Raw genomic sequence first — 20,617 nt, 5'->3', positions numbered from 1 at the left:
GACCATTTTTGGGGTTACAAAACCGCATCTCTAAAAAATTAAAAGAGCACTATACTGAATGTCTCATCAAACCTGGTAAACGGGGAAGAAAACTCGATCCGAAAAATACCATCATAAAGGTCGCGGAAATCCTGACCCAAAAGAACATGCAATCCTTTTTCGATGTCGATTACGATGGACAAACCTTAACGTTTCCAATGAAGCAGCATTAGCCAAGGAGGGGTTACGGGATGAAAAGTTCCTGATTAAGACAAATACCGGCTTATCCTCAGCCGACATGGTAACCGGATACAAGACGCTCATTCAAGTCGAACGAACCTTCAAAAAATTTTCCGAATATTTATTTTTATTAGTATTGTATTATAACAGATGACTAAATGCAACTACTGTTATATAAAAATATATGTTATATTTTTGCCACCACTCTCATATTGATGGTTATTTTCTTAATGGTATTGTGGAAGCATGGAGGGGATCGCGTGTGACACCAGTCTCTGAAGTCCATGTTGCTTCATAAATCAGATGCAGTACCCAGAGGATACCTTCATCAGCTCAAATTTGACGGCCACAGAGCCTTACTACACTACTAGAGTGGTAGTACTCGCCGCCAAATGAGTGTACTTTCCAGTACCCAGAAATGAAGGATATTAATTTACCTTCAGACTGCATCCTTGACGGAAAAATGATCATGCTGGATGAACAAGCAAAGCTTTGCTTTAAGTCCGTCATGCAACGTTTCCAAGCACGGAAAGAAAAAGCAGTCAAACGCTTAACAAAATCTAGCCCTGTGCATTTTGTTGCTTTTGGCGTTCTAGGGGAAGTGGATTGATTGAAAAGTAGAAGTTGTTCCACTGAAACGGAATAAGCCGGAACGACGTGTGCAGCTGCACACGTCGTTCCGGCTTATGTCATGTTGCTCAACCTTTATTCTGTAATGGCATGGACCTCTTTCTTCTTATCACGTTGAATTCGACCGCCGCCGACAAAATTTAATTACAGTGATATATTTAAGACTCCAGACCAGCCCCGTGTTAACTCTGGATCAAAAGTAAACTCCCCGGCTCAACGTCGCGCAAAAAGGGGCTCGGTTCGCCTACACTGTAAAGCTGTAGGTAATGCATAGCCCGGGTGCAGGCGGTGTAGAACAATCTGCGCAGGCTCTCATCGCCATATACTTGCGCCGATGCGTTATAAATGATGACGGCGTCGAATTCGATGCCCTTGGCCAAATACGCCGGTATGACGACAACACCTTGTTCATATTCGGTAGATCCGCTCTTCACGAGTTTAATTTCTTCGACGTTGCTCAGTGCTTCGTATGCGGCGGTACTTTCCGCAGCAGATTTGCATATAATCGCGATCGTATTATACCCCCGATTCCGCAATTCTGAGATCTGTTGTGAAAGCGGAGCGAGGTGTCGCTGCTATAAAACCTTTCCGCTATTTGTTGGGTGGTGACGATCGGCTTTCCTCTAAAAATAATATCTTTGAATAGCATGCCGGATAATTCTAGCGACTGGCCGTATTTTTTGATCGCCTCAAAAAAACGTGTCGATGCCTTTAATCGGATACTCGCAGTCCTAGCCCGGTATGAAGGGTCATCCGATGCAGTCAACACATATTCCAATTGCTCGTAAGGACTCTCTACTTGAAATTCGTTGCTCAGCCGATGGTTCAAGTACTCCTGGAATGTGACCTGCTGCATATTCTCTTCGCCGAGTTCGGGCAACACATTGGATACGTAGCTATTAAACATCGAATTAGGTGAAAATAGAATGATTTGATCGGATTTCAGCCTATCCCGATACTTGTAGAGCAAGTAAGCGATCCGCTGCAGGGCGACCGATGTCTTGCCGCTGCCAGCAGGGCCTTGAACAATAAGTAGTCGCCCACGATCGTGCCGGATGATCCGATTTTGTTCCCGTTGAATGGTGGCCACTATATTATGCATATGTTTGTCTGCGGCTTTGCCAAGCACCTGCTGTAAAATCTCGTCTCCAATGGTGAGACTGGTATCGAACATCGATTTGATAATGCCGCCGCGGATGATATATTGCCGCTTTTTCTCCAGCATGCCACGGATTACGCCTTCGGGCGTAGCATATTCGGCCGGACCGGGCAGGTAATCGTAGTAGACGCTCGAGATCGGCGCCCGCCAGTCGTAGATAAGGATGTTCTCTCCGCTTGCATCCATGAGCGTGGAGATGCCGATATAGATTTGTTCAGTAACGGAAGTGCCTTCTTCAGTGAAATCGATTCGGCCGAAATAAGGCACCTCCTGCATGCGGCGCAGCGTGGACAACCTCTTGAAGGCATGTCTGTGGGTGCTTTGGCTTACGGACAGGGCCTGAGCCTGTTGTCTCAAGCTGATGATCGTCTCAAGAAAATCGTCGAAAGTATCTATATTAACCTTGACGTCATCCCAAAAGTGTTTGCGTGTATCAATTACTTCTTTCCGGCGCCGGAGGGTTTCGCCTTCCAGCATGCGGATTTGCTCCGTAATAATCTCCATTATGCTGTTTAATCGTTCTTGCTCTTGCCGAAGTTCTGTCATTTCAATCACTCCTTCAAAAAATAAAAAATTGGGGTTGACTGAAGGGGAATTATGTTTTATAATTATAATAGGGATATTTTATTTATATCGATTAATAAAAATGTGTTTCTATACTAATTTATCATAATTTCTCTATTTTATCAATGTATTTAACACTACAGCCGCTATGATTGGATCGTACTTGTTGCAATTTAAAAGGAAGAAAACTCCTATTTAACAAGACAAATGACTCACAAAAAATGATATCCAAATATACGATCAGTTAAACTAAGGTTAGATAAATCATATTTATTGAGAAATCCTTCAGAGAACATATCAATTAAGAGCTTTTTTAGCATCTCTACTTCCGCCTCAAGGCGCTTGATTTTTGTTTCAGGATCTTCCGGACGAGTTCTCGTTCTCCCTTTATTTGGTCCTTTCGCTTTGCCCCGTTTTTCCTTCAGACCTTGTATTCCTTCCTATTCATAGCGTTTCACCCATCGACGTACCACGGACTCATCAATCCCTAATCAATCCCTAATTCTTCCGCCAACGTTTTATAGCCCATGCCCTCTTCCAAATATAAATCCACAGCTTTCTTTTTAAACTTTGCATCATATGTTTTTCGCATTTTCCCATAGAAAAATCCCCTCCATAGTAGACAGATGAATTGGCTTTCTTTTTTCTGTCTACTATAAGGGGATCATATCAGCCTTACTCCGCCTTCTTTTTTCTGTCAAAAAGACTTACTCAAAGTTATACGATCCTCTTTTTTGAATGCACGCTTCAATCATCGTTTTGGACGGATATCACAAATCGATAAGATTTAAAATTGTAGACGCAATACGGTTTCGTCATCAAGAGAGCATGTTTTACATTTGTTGGGAGCAAACAATCAATTTTCTTTATTCTAGACAACTTTTCATATCGCTTCTTAAACGCCTCATAAGAAAACGACAAATTTATTGGGTTGCACCGTGTCCATTTAAAAGTGGTATCTTCTCGCCTATTTAAGATAAAATTCACAAAATTCCTTCTGATAACAGTCATATGTCTTATTGTTAAAATTTCTCGCATTAGTTCCGATAATAAGATTAGTAGAAAGAATTTCTTAAGGAGGTGGCGTGAAGTGAAAAATGTGGCAGAAAAGGGAAAAACAAATGTTGAAGATATAGAGTTACTTGATGCATTTCTAAAAGTGGCTCCATACTTGAACCAACTTGTACATGAAGACATTACGATCGGAATTTATGACACAGAAAAGTTAATTGTTAATTATCCGGCCAAAACATTCTCTTTAAATGTAAAACCCGGTGATCCTTTACAAGAAGGCGACATCATCACAAATGCGATCAGACAAAACAAGCTTCTCTCTGCCATTGTTCCAAAGGAACTTTTTGGTGTTGACTTAATTGCAAAGGCAATGCCTATTCATGACCATAACGGTCGTGTTGTAGGCGGTATCGGAATCGGAGTTAATATGGAGAAGGCTATGCAATTATCGGAAATCTCTTCTAATCTTTCAGCTGTCGTGGAGGAAGTAACTGCAACGATCCAATCAATGGCCGATTCCATCACCGAACTCTCTAATGAAATAACAACAATTTCAGAAAAGGCTAAAGAAGTAGCTGAAAATGTTAGTAAAATTGAAGGTATTTCGAATTTGGTAAAAGAAATTGCAGATCAAAGTAATTTGTTAGGACTAAATGCTGCTATTGAAGCTGCAAGAGCAGGAGAACATGGTAGAGGTTTTTCCATTGTAGCGGATGAGGTAAGGAAAATGGCCAACACCTCGAAGCAACATGTCGCAGAAATCAATGAAAAAACAAACCAAATGAAGAATCTTATTAAGCAGCTAAATGATTTTATTCAATCAGTAAATGAAGAATCGAGTGCCCAATCAGCAGCTATTGAAGAACTGTCTGCTACAATGCAAGAAATCAATACAAATATCCAGATGCTTGCAGAAATAGCGAGACAAAATATTGAAATAGAGAAATAAAATTGGGGGGCTAAGTTCATGGTAAATTTCAAGTTATTAAATAAGCAATATATCAGTGGAGAATGGAAAGATGGTACTAGCAACAGACAACTGGTAGATTTTAATCCATACAGCAATGAAATCATTACAACATTTACATGTGCTAGCTTAAAAGACGTTGATGAAGCCTATCAATCCGCCAAAAAAGCCCAAAAAAAGTGGCAACATACGAACCCTATTGAAAAAAGAGCCGTTTTTGAAAATGCGGTAAAATATATTGAAGAAAATAAGGAATCTATCGAAAACATCATTATCGAAGAACTTGGCGGAACAAAACTGAAAGCAGCTTTTGAAATTGATCTTGTTATCAATATTATCAAAGAAGCATCTACATATCCTTTTCGAATGGAAGGGAAAATTTTACCATCACCAGTTGATGGGAAAGAAAATCGCCTATATCGTATTCCGGTTGGAGTTGTCGGTGTGATTAGTCCTTTTAACTTTCCGTTTTTCCTTTCCATGAAATCGGTCGCTCCTGCATTAGGAGCAGGGAACGGTGTTGTCCTCAAACCACATGAACATACACCTATCACCGGTGGAACGCTCATTGCCAAAATTTTTGAAGAAGCAGGTCTTCCAAAAGGCCTACTAAATGTTGTTGTAACTGAAATTGAAGAAATTGGCGACGGATTTATTGAACATCCAATTCCAAGGGTTATTTCATTTACAGGCTCGAGTAAAGTCGGAAAACATATCGGTGAAGTTGCTGGACGTCATTTGAAAAAAGTTTCATTGGAACTGGGAGGAAATAGTGCCCTGATTGTCCTGGATGATGCTGATATTGATCTCGCTGTTAGTGCAGCGGTTTTCAGTCGCTTTACACATCAAGGCCAAATTTGTATGTCAGCAAATCGGATTATCGTTCATGAAAAAGTATATGATGAATTTTTAACAAAATATGTACGTAAAGTAGCTAGTTTGAAATGCGGTGATCCAAGAGACCCTGAGACGATTATTGGACCGTTAATGAATGAGAGACAAGTTCAAACGATTGTCAGCCTTATTGAAACAGGTATAAAAGAAGGCGCAACACCTATTTTAAAAGGAGAAGTTAAAGGAAATATTGTGGAACCTGTCATATTTACCGATGTTATGCCTGATATGACAATTGCTAAGGAGGAGCTTTTTGGCCCAGTTGTATGTATTATGAAAGTCGAAAATGACCAGCAGGCGATTGAGTATGCTAACAACAGTGATTTTGGTTTAAGCGGCGCCATCCATACATCGAATATTGAACGTGGAGCAGAGATGGCGAAACAGATTGAAACCGGCATGATCCATATTAATGACGGAACCATTAATGATGAACCAGTAGTTGCATTTGGTGGAGAGAAAAATTCAGGTTTAGGACGACTCAATGGCTCGTGGAGCTTGGATACGTTTACAACTCTTAAATGGATTTCCATTCAACATACACCGAGAAAATATCCATATTCGTAATCATGTAGTCCTGTAATGATAATAGGGCAATGCAATTCCTAGGCATATCACTAGAAGGCTGGAGTATTACTCGGCCTTCTTTTTTTATAAACATCATCTTCTTTCACTTCTTTAAGCTGTTGGTTGTTTCTTGATCCACGTGAGTAAGAACTCTTCACATTCCTTTGCTGGAAAGTACCACTTACCGCCGATTTTGTACTTCGGAAAACGCGGATCGTAAAAGAATTTTTCTTTGATGTTGTTCTCACTCATGCAGGTTTGGCGGCACAATTCTTTCATATCCCAAAACGTGTGGCGATGTTCTAACTGATCGAGCTGTTTTTTGAGTTCGTCCAGGAACATTTTTTCTACTTGTTTTTCGTCTATGTTAATGGTTATCATTATGATTACCTCCTTATATTTGACTTCTTGGTTTATGATTGTGGAATTATTCTGATTTGCAAACGGATAATTATTCAAAAAATAGCCTACTCAAAGCGAGTAGGCTTTATTACTTCAACTTCAATTCAACTTCGTATTCTTTCATTTCTCCGTCAAGCTCATCTTCTCCGCCAACATGTGCAGTCCATTTTAGTTTAATCCATTCGATTTTTTCTGCATTCCCACGTTGCAAGTACCAAATGACATCTCCTTCTTTGATAACGCCTTTATCGATTTCTCCACCTAAAGGATCGGAAACCAGCATGTCAGGCATATCGATTTGCTCGCCTGTACTTGTCACTAACACTGCTTGATCTGGATATGTAGTGAATTTTCCATTTGTAGTATTTTCAATTTGAAATTTAACCCCTACAACCGATGTAGTGATTTCATTTCCTTCCTCGTCATAACCTGGCGCTTTGTCACATTTTAATAATGGGCAGGGCGAAAGTTGCGAGGATTTTCCGAAGCACAGGAAACCCTCGAGCGAATGTTTGAAGAACGTTATCATCAACCAAATAATGTAAATATGAAACCAATAAGATAAGGGGATTCTCCCCCTCCACACAGGAGACTGAATATTCAGTCTCTTATGCGGAGGAAACTAGTCCCCTATCCATTCCGAATCCATATCAGAGATACCCTATCTATCTTGCATTACACAAAATTCTTGATGTTACCGCTTTTAATGTCTTATTCGCTTCTCTCCGCAGTGCTTTCAATCCCTTCAATGCATCCGACACATCAACATCCACTTTCACAACCAATTTGTTCGACTCGCGCGCTTCTGCCATGTCGCAACACTCCTTTTCACTAAAATAAAAACGCCACCCCGATCGGAGTGACGCCCTGCTTCAACATATCCCACGATACAATCATAGCATGTCCGAAACAAAATAATCTGTCATCTTTCTATCATCTTTCTGTCATTTTTCTTTCATTTTTCTATCAGAAAAATTAATTATTGGTTCTAATCTCTTCTGTCATTTCTTCTTCTCAACCCTAACAGTCCTGCTAAACCAACCAAACCAATCCAACCCCAATCTGTATCGTCATCATTATCACCATCGTTATCAGCAACGTCCGTATTTTGAGCCATGTGAGTTATTTTGTTTGTATTGTTGTCGATGTCAATGTTGTTATTTTGAGCATAAACAGCTATCCCACAAAGCATTAATGTAACTGATAGAGCACAAAATAAATGTAGAATTTTTTTAAACGCGGTTTTAACCTCAACCGTCAACATATACATGCGATATTTTTCAAGTGCTGCCTCGACTGCTTCTTTTGTTTTTTCTCCGTCCGTGTCATGCAAAAAAGAAAGTTGATAAAACCGTTTGCCCACTCAGACCCCTCCCATGTGTTATAATGTAATTGACCCCTCTTTTCTAAGCTGGGAGAAGTCCTGGCTTTTTTTATTTTTTATATCAGACACTTCAATAGTGAAAATAATCTTAATGAAACAAGGCCAATCTGCCCGCTTAAAGAATCGTATTTCTATAGAATGACCTTGTTCCTTTTTTGATTATTTCTCCTCAATGATAACCGTCGCGTTATAAGACTCTTTAACGAGTACTTGAAACTTAATTTCTCTCATCTCCCCCCTTCTTGGAAAACATAACTACCATTCTGAATATTTTTTGTTTAATAGATCAATAGTGCTATTTAATAACTTTCAATATCAAAAAATAATCGATTTTTCCTATGTAAATTTAACTATAAAACTTGTTAATATTTCTTTAGATTATTGGACAAGTTTCGACAAATATATACAAAAAATTTAATATTGCATCACCAAACTACTCGAAAGGGCAAAACGCAAAGCGAAAGGAGCTAAATCTATTTTCAATAGACATGCCAGCCAGTTGTCTTTCCCATGAAAAATCATTGTGATTTTTTTAAAGGTTCCTTATTAGGCGCACTGTCATATGTACATTTTTAAGGATATATATTTACTTTTTTAGTCAAAGATGGTTCAAATGTATAAAACTGTAATAGTTGCTGATGATTCAATGTTTATGAGAAACTTATTAAAGAATCTCTTAACCGCTAATGGTTACCAAGTTATCGCTGAAGCTTCTGATGGTAGTAATGCTGTATCTCTTTACAAAGAAAAATCACCTGACATTGTTATACTTGACTTAATTATGCCTATTATGAATGGATTAGATGCTTTAAAAAATATTTTAAAATTTGATCCAAAAGCAAAAGTAATAATTTGTTCATCGATGGGGCAAAAAAGTTTCATTATTGATGCTCTTCAAATAGGCGCTAAGGATTTCATAATCAAGCCTTATTTTAACAAATTAATTCCGGCTTTAAATAAATTATTTAGGTAATTATGCGCTTCTTTATAGAAGTGCTTTTTTGAAACTCACCTTGCTATTTTGTTTACTTCAGATTACTTCCTTTTATTGACGGCTTAAAAAATTTCGAAAGCAACATGTCCTGTCTTATGCAATATTTGCATACATTTTCCGCGTTATAGTCGTACAGCCATACTTGATAGACGTTCGTTGTGCAGCCGCATCTTTGACACATGTTCGCTGGATAAAAACGTTCTTTAGTTGAAAAGCAATGCGCACAAACAGAATCATAATGACCTTGTTCTTTGTTCCAACGGGGAATCAAAATTCCCTCGCATTTGCATCGATGATCCCTTTTCGTTATCAAAGGTATATCTCGATTCATTCTCGACAACTTCTTCAAGAAAATCAAAAATCGTGAGTTGCTGCACGTTCTCACCACCCGCTATTTTGTTTCTAAAAGCTACCCGCATACTCTCTAGTTGCCCCTTAAAGAAAAACCCACGGAAACGCTCGATAAACCCTTTTCGTAAAGTCCTTAATTTTTCTGTCTACCTCAATCTGTTTTGCTTTGATTATCTCAACAGAGCCAAAGAAATTTTTGAATTCTCTTTTTAATTGCTCGTTGTTGGTCTAATAATCTTCAGATATCACAGCTTTCTTCGCTTGTTCAATAGGCCAATCTTTATCCTTTTCATCCATCGCGATAACACCGATGTCGTTATAAAATTCAAACGGTTTAACAGTCTTGTAGCGAATTATAATTTCATTCAACCGCTCTTTATCATTCATTCGTTATCACCTCTTTGGAAACATAATTACTCTTTTGTTTCGTTGCCTAATCTACTGTTCGCCCTTCCGGAACAACGAATTACTGTGTTTTTGTTTGCATACACAACAATCCGTAAAGTGATTTGAGCTTACAAACAGGGCAAACGAAAAAATAAAGCGCACCCCCCTTGATGGAACAAGGCGTTGCGCTTTTATATTTACATCACTCTCTTAAACATTTTCTCCAGCTCATACGTGGAAAAATGGATGATGATTGGGCGGCCGTGCGGGCAGGTGAATGGATCAGTCGTTTTGCGCAGTGATTCCAAGAGTGCGAAGATTTCGTCATCGCGCAAATACTCGTTCGCTTTAATCGAACGTTTGCAGCTCATTAAAATCGCTGCTTTTTCACGAAGCTGCTTAATATCGACTTTTTTCATATCGATCACTTGCTGGATCATTTCTTCAATAATCGCCGCTTCTTCCCCTTTTGGAAACCACGATGGGTGGGAGCGGACGATGAACGTATTGTGCCCGAACGGTTCTAAAAAGACGCCGCATTTCGCCAATTCTTCACGATGTGCGTCAATTAGCACATATTCATCTGTCGGATAATGAAATGTAAGCGGAACAAGCAATTCCTGCACTTCGTTTATTACTTCGCCAACTTTTTCGCGAAAATATTCATACTTAATGCGCTCTTGGGCAGCATGCTGGTCAATGATGTAAAGCCCTCTCTCATTTTGCGCCAAAATGTACGTTCCGTGCATTTGCCCGATTGGATAAAGCGGCGGAAGCCGGTCATTCACATGCTCTTGTTCGTCTGATGATTCCGTTTGCTCGTCCATTTCGACTAGTTCATCATCGACATCATTTTGTTTCGATTCCACTGCCGGCAAAAACGAAGGAATTTCCTCCTTGGGTTCTTCCACTGGACTTGATTGCTTTGGCTCATCTACTTGTTTTGGTTCATCTACATGAACGAGTGGAGAAACAAATGGTTCTTTAACGACATGTTCAAACGTCCAAGCCGTTTGTTCTGCTTTTGGTTTTGGAGTTTCTTTTTGCTTGATCGTCATCTCAGGAATAAGCGTCCGCGCTTGAAGCGCCTGGCGAATCGCTTGGGTGACGAGCTCGTTTAATTCCGCTTCTTTGCTGAAACGTACTTCTAATTTTGCCGGGTGGACATTGACATCGACTAAAATCGGATCCATCGCAATCGATAAAAATACAATCGGATAGCGGCCGATCGGCAACAGTGTATGATATCCCGCTTCGATCGCTTTTGCGAGCGGAATGTTGCGCACATATCGCCCGTTGACGATCGTGGAAATGTAATTTCGCGAAGCGCGCGTCACTTCAGGAAGCGAAATGTAGCCTTGAACGGTAAAATCGAGCGATTCCGCTTGAATTGGAATCATCTTTTTCGCGACATCCATGCCGTAAATCGCAGCAAGCACATGGCGTACATCGCCGTTGCCGCTCGTGTAAAGCAGCTGCTTCCCGTGATGGCGCAGCCGAAACGAAATATCAGGATGCGCCATGGCAAGGCGGTTGACGACATCGGTGACATGACCAAGCTCGGTATGAATCGTTTTCATATATTTTAAACGGGCCGGGGTGTTGAAAAACAAGTTAGATACGGTAATATCGGTTCCCTTGCGGCTTGTTGTCCGTTCGTGTACAACGAGTTTTCCGCCTTTTAGAACCACTTTCGTCCCTGGACCGTCTCCCGTGCTTGTTTTCATCTCAACTTCCGAGACGGAGGCGATGCTCGGCAGCGCTTCGCCGCGAAAGCCAAGCGTGCGGATGCGAAACAAATCGTGCTCATCTTTAATTTTGCTTGTCGCATGTCTTTCAAAAGCAACGAGGCAATCATCTTCTTCCATTCCGTCCCCATTATCGATGACGCGAATTTTCGCTAGTCCTGCTTCTTCTAATTCAATTTCAATAATGGTGCTATTGGCGTCAACCGCGTTTTCAACGAGCTCTTTAACGACGGAGGCAGGACGCTCGACGACTTCCCCTGCGGCGATTTTATTGGACAATTGGTCATCGAGCTTACGAATTTTTCCCATCGCTATGCCTCCTTTACTTTAATAGTTTTTGAATTTCGTATAATTTGTTTAACGCTTCAAGCGGCGTTGTTTCCAACAAATTGACCGATTTTAATGCCTCAAGCGCCTTTTTTTCTTTTTTCGATAGATGGGATTCTTCTTTTGAAGGCTGCTCTTCGGCAAACATGCTGAGTTGTTCGAAGACCGCCTCGTTCTTGCCGCTTGGCTGTTCTTTTCGCTGTTCTTGCTGCTCAAGCTCGGCTAAAATTTCTTTGGCGCGCTGAATGAGAGAAGCCGGAAGCTCAGCAAGCTCGGCGACATGAATGCCGTAACTTTGGTCGGCTGGTCCTTCTTCAATTTTATGAAGAAACACGACTTTTCCATTTTCCTCAACGGCTCTCACATGAACGTTTTTCAGCTTGGCAAGCGATTGCTCTAGATCCGTTAATTCATGATAATGTGTGCTAAATAACGTTTTCGCGCCAATATGATCATGAATGTATTCGATGATCGCTTGCGCCAATGCCATCCCATCGTACGTGGACGTGCCGCGTCCGATTTCATCAAACAAAATTAAGCTGTTTTGTGTCGCGTGAACGATCGCATTGCGCGCTTCGAGCATTTCGACCATAAACGTACTTTGCCCAGATACTAAATCATCCGCCGCACCAATTCTCGTAAACACTTGGTCAAAAATTGGGAGGACTGCTTTCTCTGCCGGGACAAAGCAGCCAATTTGCGCCATAATGGCAGTAAGGGCAATTTGCCGCATGTACGTGCTTTTTCCGGACATATTCGGTCCCGTAATTAACAACAGTTCCCGTTCTTTATTCATATAACAATCGTTCGGTACATACGTTTGCGCCCCAAGCACTTTTTCCACTACTGGATGGCGGCCCGCTTGAATGATCAGCTCACGATTATCGGAAAACTGCGGTTTTACGTAATGACGCTCTTCGCTTACAGTCGCAAACGACTGCAAGACATCGAGTTCGCTAATCGTTTTCGCTAATGATTGCAAACGCGGAATATATTGTTTTACGCGTTCGCGAATGTCCACAAACAATTCGTATTCTAGTTCGATGCTTTTTTCTTCCGCTTCTAAAATGAGCGCTTCTTTTTCTTTTAATTCCTGGGTAATAAAACGTTCAGCGTTTGCTAGTGTTTGTTTTCGCTCATAACGCCCTTTTGGCAACAAATGAAGATTCGCCTTCGTCACTTCAATGTAATAACCGAACACGCGGTTATAGCCAATTTTTAATGATTTAATCCCGGTTAATTCCCGTTCTTTGCTTTCTAGCTGGGCAATCCATGCTTTCCCATTGCGGCTTGCATCGCGATAACGATCAAGTGTTTCGTTATATCCGTCTTTAATGATGTTTCCTTCTTTGACGGACAATGGCGGATTTTCTTGAATCGACCGCTCTAACAGATCGACAAGTTCCGAACATGGATCGAGTTTGTCGGCAAGCTGCTGCGCTTCATCATCTGAAAGGTTTTCAACAATATCTTTTAACGCCGGGATTTGCTGAAGCGATTTTTTCAGTTGAATTAAATCGCGCGCGTTTACGTTTCCGTAGGCAACACGGCCAGCGAGGCGCTCGACGTCGTACACTTCGCGAAGACGTTCGCGCAGCTCCTGCCGTTCAAAATAATGATGGATCAGTGTTTCGACCATATGTAAGCGCCGTTCGATTTGTTTGCGATCCAAAAGCGGGCGATCAAGCCATTGTTTCAGCAACCGTCCGCCCATTGCCGTCACTGTTTCATCAAGAAGCCACAATAGCGAGCCTTTCCGCCCTTTGGAGCGAATTGTCTCGGTTAATTCCAAATTTCGCTTCGAGTACAAATCGATTTTCATATAATGATCGACTTGATACACTTGAACAGACTGCATATGATCGAGGCGTCGTTTTTGTGTGCGAATAATGTAATGAAGCAGACGGCCGAATGTTATTTTTAGCTTATCTTGCTGAAGCGCTTCGACGATCGACGTAAATCCTTCAGGAATCACTGTCTCATCCTCGTATGAAATCGTCACATCATAGCGTTCCTTTAATAGCTGCTGATACTGTTCTGGAAATTGAGAAGAAATGACAATTTCTTTCGTACCGATCGCATACAGCTCATTCATCACATCATCCAATGAAGCAAGAAGCGTTATGCGATTTTCCCCTGTTGATAAATCCGTATAAGCAAAACCATACGTGCCATCATCAAACATGGTCACCGTCGCCAAGTAGTTGTTTTCTTTATCTAACAGCCCTTTCCCTTCCATCACTGTTCCAGGGGTAATGAGCTGAACGACTTCGCGGCGGACGACCCCTTTTGCCGTTTTTGGATCTTCGACTTGTTCGCAAATCGCGACTTTATATCCTTTTGAAATCAACTGTTCAATATATCCTTGCGCCGAATGATACGGAACGCCGCACATCGGCACCCGTTCTTCGCCGCCATCACGGCTTGTCAGCGTAATTTCCAGTTCCTGCGCCGCTTTGATCGCGTCGTCAAAAAACATTTCGTAAAAATCGCCAAGGCGAAAAAATAAAAAGGCATCTGGATATTGTGCCTTAATGTCCAAGTATTGCTGAATCATCGGCGTATATGTAGCCATCGTTCTCCTCCAACCTTGCAAATTTACGTTTTATCAATAAAATTAGCGGCCACCCTGTCATTTTGGCGTTTCCATCCGTGTATCGCCATCAACATAAAGCCGCTAAATTCCGCAAAATCTTGTTTTCATCTATGTATCTAGTTTCGAACCAATATGGAGATTTTTTGAATACATTAATGCATCTGCGTTTCAACACGTTTCATTATAACATATTTTAAAGAAGAAAAAGAGAAAGTTCAAATTCTGGCATCGCTAAAGCGTTAAGCAGTCCGGCAGCTCCTATGTTCGTCTTTCCAATAATGAGCTTCTCCCTCTTACATTCCATTTCAGAAAATGCAATGCATAAAAACAGACGGCAGCTTTTCGCCGCCGTCTGTTTTTTATTTTTATTTCGCCTGCGGAAGCGGGCGCTTTAACCATTCTTTATAGAATGTATCGATATCAGGCTCGAAGTCTTTGATGACCGGATACCACGGTGTCACCGCTTCTACCTCAAGCTGTGTTGCGCAGCCAGGGCAATAGTACTCGCGAAGCACCTGCCATTCCGGATCTGGCGCCATCAGTTTCGGATACAGTTCCGCCATTTTTTCTACTGTATCACGAACATAGATGAGCGCATGAAGCTTCCAGTTGTCGCTTGCCTCGCAAAATTCATATCCACAATCGCATTTTACGATGCGCCGGCCATCCGGCTTTTGCACAATATAGAGATGAAGGCCGGCCGGAAGCAAAATCGGATCATCCCACGGCACCCTTTCTTGAAGGATGCTAATATATTTGTCAAATCGGTCAGTGTCTTTATAATTGGAGAGCATTTCTTTTAATTTGACAAAATCTATCGTACCGTCGATTAATTCCTCTATCGTCTTGCGATCGTATTTATCATATTTTTCCATATTTTCACCTCATTTCAACTTATTAATTTTTCTTCCGAATACTGGGATGCCCAATTCTTCTTCTGTTAATTTCCAATCTTCCGGCAAATTCCAGAACGACTTAAACTCGTTATAAAACTTTTCACTTAACGCGAAGGTGCTCGCATACATGTGACGCACTTGTATCGCTGCTTCTTTGTTGATAATTTTCTTTCTTTCCTCTTGCATCCATTGTTTTGTCGGCACTCCTCGTTTCAGCCGCTCTTTTCTCATTTCCTCACGGCGTTTCTTCGTTGCTTCTTCATCAACGATATATCGACCTTTTTCATCTTGAGTGAAGACCGCTCCATAAACACTTTCAGCGAAACGAGGAAGAATATGGCCTTCGTTTAAATCATTTTCAATCATTTTTGGTTTCCGCTCTAGCGGATCGCCGAATCCTGGACCCCCACGCAAATAGTTCAAATATAGATCATAGTTTTCAAAAATGGTTTCCGTTGTAATCGCCTGCTTGTCACGGATAATTTCTTTTGCTTCCATCAGTTTTTCATATTGTGGGTTATCTGGATCAGGGTCACCGCCAGTCGGAATCGGCAGTCTCTTTTCGATCCGTTCTTTTAAGTTCGTGCCATGGGCCTCAAAACGGTATCCCGATGCGGCCGGATAACCTCCCATCAATCCACAGTCACTCGAGATGTAGCCGTTGCCCATGAAGAACATCGTCCAGTCTTTTGCCCCATACACCATTCTCAACGATTCATAGCCGTTTCCACCACGGTATTTTCCGTGGCCGCCTGTATTCGGCTTAATGCTTCTTCCGAGATAAATGAGCGGTTCTGCCAGCTCCCAGATTTCCATGTCGCCCATATCGCCTTCAGGGTTCCAAATTGCCGCGGCGTGGCTGATCCCATCTCTTACCGCGCTCGCGCCAACCCCTTCAGCGGCTGACTCGAAGCTGTTGACAGCATGGTTTTCATTGAACTGGTTGTAGCCTCCACCTTGCAGCCAGTTGGATGTATTGGCATTACCTGCGTTGACTTCTTCGAGATAACCGCGGGCGAAATAGTTGCGGCTGAGTCCACGCCATAACGGGCTCCACGCAGATACAAGGAAATGCCAAGCATAGCTGTGCGCAGTACGAATATCATCTGGATTTAGCCATGAACCGTATGGCAAGTCAAACTTACTTGCATAATACGCTCCATCGTTGACCCGGTCGTTCGGAATGAGCGTTTGCGACATCATAACCCAGATTCCACTCGTAATTGAAACCGGCGTCGCGTTGTAACTATGCCATCCCCATCGATTAACTCCTTCAAAGTCGATTTCAAATTTGCCGTCCTTATGAACGATGATCTCCGTCGGCGCGTGCATGATTGTGTTCACACGGGCATATGGAGGTACATCAAGATTTTTGTACGGTACGTCTACAAAGGAAACTTGGCGGTATCTTCCCGGAATAAGCAGCGTTTTTACTTGGTTGATAAAGCCGCGGCGCCCTTCTTCGATCACTTCGCGGATAAATTGTTTGTACGTATCGATTCCTTCTTCTCTTACAATATCAAGAACAAGATCGCGAATCATATGACATCCGGCTATGCGCGTCCGTTCGTCAAGCAACCAGTACTTTGTCGTACGGACCGAACGCTGGCTTTCAATTAACCAGTCTTTTAACAGTGTATCGTTTTTCCCGATTTTGCGGCAGGCCACTTGATAACCGTCATCGTAACGAGTGACAGGTCCGACCGTCATGCTTCCAGGTGCTGTTGCGCCAACATCGATAACGTGAGTAACTCCGCCAACCCAGCCAATCAGTTCTCCATCGTAGAAAATTGGCACGATCGTATGAACATCACACGGATGGACGTTTCCGATCTGGCAGTCATTGTTGCAGAAAATATCGCCATCTTCAATGCCAGGGTTCTCTTCATAATCATTTTTAATCATAAATTTGATGGCGGCGCCCATCGTGCCAACGTGAATGATGATTCCAGTGGAAGTAACAACGCAATCACCTTCAGGAGTGTAAAGTGTAAAGCATAATTCACCTTCCTGCTCGACAATTGGCGATGCGGCAACCCTTTTCGCCGTTTCCCGCGCGTGCACCACACCGCCGCGCAGTTTGGAAAAGATCTTTTCATAACGGATCGGATCGCTTTCTTTCAGCGGAAGTTCTTTCAATCCTGCGTAATGTCCAGTCAGCTGGCTAATCCGATCGATTTCCTCCCGCATTTCTTTGAGTGTTTTTCCATTCCACCCGATAGTTTTGCGTTGTTTTACCTCTTGTACGTTCATCGCCATGATTGATCAACCTCCCTTTAAATTTTTTTAAACTTCTTTCAAATGGAAAATGCGATGTTGGTCAAGATATGTTTCAAATCCCGGCGGAATGACAAATGTCGTAGCCGGAGATTCAATGATCGAGAACGCTTTAATTTTGTTGCCCGGCTTCAGTTTTTCCATTTCCCAAATATCCGCTTCGATCCATTGGCCTTTCCAATACACTCTGCGCTTGCCAAGGTACGCTTCTTTCGGCGGTGTTTCACCCGCAAACGGTTCTACCGGGATTTTCGGTTTCGGCACTTCGACGATTCCCCGAACGATTGCGCCTGTGATGCTGTAACCGAGCTCTGGCGATTTCGCCGCCTTGGCGTAAACTCTCGCATACGTGTCTTCGAACGCGTTCACAAGTTCATACCAGTCATTCACGTTCTTGAATGCTTCAATCGGCGCTTCAATTTCCAAGTCGTTTAATTGTCCTTGGTATTGCATGCGGAAATAGAGGCGGAAATCAACTTCTCCTTTGCTGAACTGGCTCTTCTCAAATTCGGCTGCCACTTTCTCCTTCAGTTCATCCCACGCATCCTGCAGTTCTTTTCCAGCTTTTAGTTTTTCATCATCACTGGCGCCGTCATTGACGTTAATATCGAGCGTTTTATCATAACGATATTCGAAATCCGCAGCACCACAGCCGAACGCGGAAAATCCTGCCGCCCACGCCGGTACGAGCACATCTTCAAAACCTAGTCCTTTCGTATAACCGGCGGTATGTAGCGGGCCTCCTCCTCCGTATGAGAAGCATACATACTGGGATGGCGAATACCCTTTTCCTAAAATCATGGATTCCAGGTAGTTGCGAAGCTGTGATTCAAGCAGGTCAATCACGCCGTACGCCGCGTCTTCGACGGATAATCCGAGCGGATCAGCGATCTGTTTCTTAATCGCTTCGTACGCTCGCTCTGGATAGAGCTTGACTTCCCCGCCAAGGAAGTTATCCGGGTTGATTAGTCCGAGAACAACGTGGCAGTCCGTTACCGTTACCGTGTCCACGCCGCCTTCCGGATAGCACACACCGACTCTCGATCCGGCACTGTCCGGGCCAAGTGTCAATGTTTTATAGTTCGGATCGACTCGGACATAGCTTCCGGCTCCCGCTCCGACGGTATCCATTGCGACAAGCGGCAGTGAGAGCACAAGACGAGCCATATCCGGACTTGTGTTGATGCTCAAATCCCCTTGGGTGATGAGCGCTATATCAAAGCTCGTTCCACCAATATCCGAGCAGGCAATATTGCGAATGCCAAGCTGCTCTCCAAGATATTTTGCGCCAATGACGCCGCCGATTGGGCCAGAGACAAGCGTTCTTGCCAATTCGTTTGCCCGTGTGCTGATCGTCCCTCCATGGCTTGCCATCACACGCAAATCAAAGTTAGCTCCATGTTCTTTTAGCATATTATTAATTTTTGTTAACGTTTCGCGCGAAGGATCGGCCGCATACGCCTCAATGATTGTCGTATTTGTCCGGTGCGACTCTTTTCTAACCGGATAATAGTCGACGGACGCAAATATAGGAACTTCTTTGCCGACTTTCTTCATGACTTCTTTGGCTATATCTCTCACTCTTCGCTCATGATGAGGATACTTGTAAGAATGAAGCAAGCTGATAACAATGGCTTCTACATCTAGTTCAAGAAGTTCCCTAACAGCTGGTTCCACTTCATGCTCATAAAGCGGAATAACAACGTTTCCAAATAAGTCAACCCTTTCGGTTACACCTCTCGTTAACTCTCTCGGGACAAGCGGCGGATCATAACGGTGAGTATTGATGTGCAAACGGTCCGAGTAAGAATAACCAAGATATGATTGGATCGCTCGGCCCATTCGATGAAAGTCTTCCATACCCTTGTTAACGATCAGTCCGACCCGGCGTCCCTTCCTTGAAACGAGTCGGTTCAGCATCGCTGTTCCCGAATAGACTCCGGCAAGCAGCTGCGGAAATTGCTCATCAACGGTCGTTTCCCAGTAAGAAAGCGCATCCTTCGCCGAATTTAAGAGACCTACCGATTCGTCTTCCGGTGTAGATTGCGCTTTCCCAACGACAAACTCTCCGTTTTCATCGATGATAAATGTGTCTGTCATCGTTCCCCCAGCATCAATCGCAAGAATTTGCGCTTTTCTTTTTACCGCTGTTTTCATTTCTTCATCCCCTTCCTACATGTTTAATTTGATAGCATTGTGATATTTTATAGTAGTTATAAATGATAGATCTAAAATCTAGACTAGGAAGCATAATGGCAGAATATTTTACTTACGCGCAAAACCTTTTCGTGTCACCCCCGCATCTTCCGTTGTCACAGAGCAATCTGTGCAAAATGATTCGCTATGATCTCACCCTGCAACTAGATTTCATCACCTCCTTCAATGGATATTTAGAAATAAGGATGACCGTGAATCTGGAGATAAAATGGGAAAATATCATTTTTTAGTATTTTTTCTTTATTTATGTTAAAAAATGGTTAATGAGCCGAAAATACCATTCACGTTCCGAAAGAAACGAACAGTGAAAAGTCTGAACCTCTGCACGACTAAAATCCACAGATTCTGGCGCACTAAAGAGTTTTTCCTACACCTGCGTATAAGCACTCACTTTTGTCCCGTTAAGCATCATGGACAAACACCTCACTGGTATTTGGCGCCTGTCTGCACGGTTCAAACAAAACTGTTTTCTACCTCACCGGTGGCTCCAATCGCGGGCTTTCATAGCTATATATGATTATAGTGAACGAATAACCGAAAATCGCTGTTTGGACTGGAACATATTCATTGTGCAGGACCGTTGCTTCGTGTAGGCAGAGAATAGGAGAACCATTATGTCTAATGTTAAATCATGAAGAGATGGTTGAGGCATTTCAATGTGTGGAAACGTTGCTTCAATGACTAAAACAACTGAAGAACATCAACGCATGCTCCATCAAAAGCGTTTTTTGCCTCATCAATTTCTAGCTTTTGATAGAAAACAGAGGATAAATTTAACACGTTTCAAAAATCTCTAAATATATTAATCCACAATTAGTATGGTTTATTTGTTAAATAGAATAGCACATATAAAATCACATGTCTACAAAAAATTTTAATTTTTTATAATTTTTTTATTATTTTGAATAGTTAATATATATAAAAAAGTGATGAACATGATGCAAATATTGATACGAAACAGATAAATAAAAAGTTAAGCTCCATTCCATCCCTTTTCAACCAAAAAAAAACTAGGAAGATCTTT

The 20,617-nt window shown here is 42.1% G+C and carries 14 protein-coding genes, 2 pseudogenes and 1 riboswitch; of the genes and pseudogenes, 4 read left to right on the top strand and 12 right to left on the bottom strand.

Features of this window, described 5'->3' with window-relative positions; genetic code table 11:
* Positions 1–637: 637 nt before the first annotated feature.
* A complete protein-coding gene (locus B9L23_RS20350) occupies positions 638–829 on the top strand; it encodes an ATP-dependent DNA ligase (protein WP_328268822.1) in 192 nt (63 codons plus the stop codon).
* Positions 830–1,031: 202 nt separating this feature from the next.
* Here B9L23_RS20350 and helD read toward each other — a convergent pair.
* Positions 1,032–2,554, bottom strand: a pseudogene (gene helD, locus B9L23_RS06860) (RNA polymerase recycling motor HelD).
* A 320-nt stretch (positions 2,555–2,874) separates the two neighbouring features.
* A pseudogene (locus tag B9L23_RS06855) lies at positions 2,875–3,164 on the bottom strand (transposase); the annotation flags it as partial.
* Positions 3,165–3,662: 498 nt separating this feature from the next.
* Here B9L23_RS06855 and B9L23_RS06850 point away from each other — a divergent pair.
* Positions 3,663–4,535 (top strand): methyl-accepting chemotaxis protein, encoded by an 873-nt coding sequence (locus B9L23_RS06850; RefSeq protein WP_081188987.1) that lies wholly within the window; start codon positions 3,663–3,665, stop codon positions 4,533–4,535.
* Between the two features lie 18 nt (positions 4,536–4,553).
* Positions 4,554–6,014 carry an aldehyde dehydrogenase family protein gene (locus tag B9L23_RS06845; RefSeq protein ID WP_081188986.1) on the top strand — a complete coding sequence of 487 codons (1,461 nt, stop codon included), beginning with the start codon at positions 4,554–4,556 and terminating at the stop codon, positions 6,012–6,014.
* 111 nt (positions 6,015–6,125) lie between these two features.
* Here B9L23_RS06845 and B9L23_RS06840 read toward each other — a convergent pair whose 3' ends face one another.
* The 4 genes from B9L23_RS06840 to B9L23_RS06830 all read right to left on the bottom strand — a co-directional run bounded on the left by B9L23_RS06840 (position 6,126) and on the right by B9L23_RS06830 (position 7,779).
* Entirely contained in the window at positions 6,126–6,395 is a 270-nt protein-coding gene (locus B9L23_RS06840) for a hypothetical protein (protein WP_089097096.1), read from the bottom strand.
* 109 nt (positions 6,396–6,504) lie between these two features.
* Positions 6,505–6,945: a hypothetical protein gene (locus B9L23_RS20345; protein WP_089097095.1), complete on the bottom strand. Its 441-nt coding sequence runs from the start codon at positions 6,943–6,945 to the stop codon at positions 6,505–6,507.
* Positions 6,946–7,081: 136 nt separating this feature from the next.
* A complete protein-coding gene (locus B9L23_RS20340; protein ID WP_158082878.1) occupies positions 7,082–7,228 on the bottom strand; it encodes a hypothetical protein in 147 nt (48 codons plus the stop codon).
* A 176-nt stretch (positions 7,229–7,404) separates the two neighbouring features.
* Positions 7,405–7,779 carry a WGxxGxxG family protein gene (locus B9L23_RS06830; protein ID WP_245842299.1) on the bottom strand — a complete coding sequence of 125 codons (375 nt, stop codon included), beginning with the start codon at positions 7,777–7,779 and terminating at the stop codon, positions 7,405–7,407.
* 438 nt (positions 7,780–8,217) lie between these two features.
* Positions 8,218–8,307: riboswitch (cyclic di-GMP riboswitch) on the top strand.
* A 106-nt stretch (positions 8,308–8,413) separates the two neighbouring features.
* On the opposite strand from B9L23_RS06830, the gene B9L23_RS06825 reads away from it, so the two are divergent.
* Positions 8,414–8,773, top strand: coding sequence for a response regulator (locus B9L23_RS06825; protein ID WP_089097094.1), 360 nt, complete (start codon positions 8,414–8,416; stop codon positions 8,771–8,773).
* A gap of 600 nt (positions 8,774–9,373) precedes the next feature.
* Here B9L23_RS06825 and B9L23_RS20335 read toward each other — a convergent pair.
* The 6 genes from B9L23_RS20335 to B9L23_RS06795 all read right to left on the bottom strand — a co-directional run bounded on the left by B9L23_RS20335 (position 9,374) and on the right by B9L23_RS06795 (position 19,533).
* Entirely contained in the window at positions 9,374–9,532 is a 159-nt protein-coding gene (locus B9L23_RS20335) for a hypothetical protein (RefSeq protein ID WP_156482437.1), read from the bottom strand.
* A gap of 197 nt (positions 9,533–9,729) precedes the next feature.
* A complete protein-coding gene (mutL, locus tag B9L23_RS06815; protein WP_089097092.1) occupies positions 9,730–11,589 on the bottom strand; it encodes a DNA mismatch repair endonuclease MutL in 1,860 nt (619 codons plus the stop codon).
* Between the two features lie 13 nt (positions 11,590–11,602).
* Entirely contained in the window at positions 11,603–14,182 is a 2,580-nt protein-coding gene (mutS, locus tag B9L23_RS06810) for a DNA mismatch repair protein MutS (RefSeq protein WP_089097091.1), read from the bottom strand.
* Between the two features lie 386 nt (positions 14,183–14,568).
* Positions 14,569–15,078 carry an acetone carboxylase subunit gamma gene (locus B9L23_RS06805; RefSeq protein ID WP_062678181.1) on the bottom strand — a complete coding sequence of 170 codons (510 nt, stop codon included), beginning with the start codon at positions 15,076–15,078 and terminating at the stop codon, positions 14,569–14,571.
* A gap of 9 nt (positions 15,079–15,087) precedes the next feature.
* Positions 15,088–17,358 (bottom strand): hydantoinase B/oxoprolinase family protein, encoded by a 2,271-nt coding sequence (locus B9L23_RS06800; protein ID WP_089097090.1) that lies wholly within the window; start codon positions 17,356–17,358, stop codon positions 15,088–15,090.
* 27 nt (positions 17,359–17,385) lie between these two features.
* On the bottom strand, positions 17,386–19,533 hold the full coding sequence (locus tag B9L23_RS06795; RefSeq protein ID WP_089097089.1) for a hydantoinase/oxoprolinase family protein: 2,148 nt from the start codon (positions 19,531–19,533) through the stop codon (positions 17,386–17,388).
* Between the last annotated feature and the right edge of the window lie 1,084 nt (positions 19,534–20,617).

Source organism: Parageobacillus galactosidasius, from assembly GCF_002217735.1.
Lineage (GTDB): Bacteria > Bacillota > Bacilli > Bacillales > Anoxybacillaceae > Parageobacillus_B > Parageobacillus_B toebii.
Note: the sequence above shows the minus strand (reverse complement) of the source record. Positions and strands in the feature narration are given on the sequence as shown.

Excerpts from the sequence above, each read along its gene's own strand:
- B9L23_RS20335 (WP_156482437.1), bottom strand. The coding sequence starts at position 9,532 with ATGAATGATAAAGAGCGGTTGAATGAAATTATAATTCGCTACAAGACT.
- B9L23_RS06825 (WP_089097094.1), top strand. The coding sequence starts at position 8,414 with ATGTATAAAACTGTAATAGTTGCTGATGATTCAATGTTTATGAGAAAC.
- B9L23_RS20345 (WP_089097095.1), bottom strand. The coding sequence starts at position 6,945 with ATGATAACGTTCTTCAAACATTCGCTCGAGGGTTTCCTGTGCTTCGGA.
- B9L23_RS20340 (WP_158082878.1), bottom strand. The coding sequence starts at position 7,228 with ATGGCAGAAGCGCGCGAGTCGAACAAATTGGTTGTGAAAGTGGATGTT.
- B9L23_RS06795 (WP_089097089.1), bottom strand. The coding sequence starts at position 19,533 with ATGAAAACAGCGGTAAAAAGAAAAGCGCAAATTCTTGCGATTGATGCT.
- mutL (WP_089097092.1), bottom strand. The coding sequence starts at position 11,589 with ATGGGAAAAATTCGTAAGCTCGATGACCAATTGTCCAATAAAATCGCC.
- B9L23_RS06805 (WP_062678181.1), bottom strand. The coding sequence starts at position 15,078 with ATGGAAAAATATGATAAATACGATCGCAAGACGATAGAGGAATTAATC.
- B9L23_RS06845 (WP_081188986.1), top strand. The coding sequence starts at position 4,554 with ATGGTAAATTTCAAGTTATTAAATAAGCAATATATCAGTGGAGAATGG.
- mutS (WP_089097091.1), bottom strand. The coding sequence starts at position 14,182 with ATGGCTACATATACGCCGATGATTCAGCAATACTTGGACATTAAGGCA.
- B9L23_RS06800 (WP_089097090.1), bottom strand. The coding sequence starts at position 17,358 with ATGGCGATGAACGTACAAGAGGTAAAACAACGCAAAACTATCGGGTGG.
- B9L23_RS06840 (WP_089097096.1), bottom strand. The coding sequence starts at position 6,395 with ATGATAACCATTAACATAGACGAAAAACAAGTAGAAAAAATGTTCCTG.
- B9L23_RS20350 (WP_328268822.1), top strand. The coding sequence starts at position 638 with ATGAAGGATATTAATTTACCTTCAGACTGCATCCTTGACGGAAAAATG.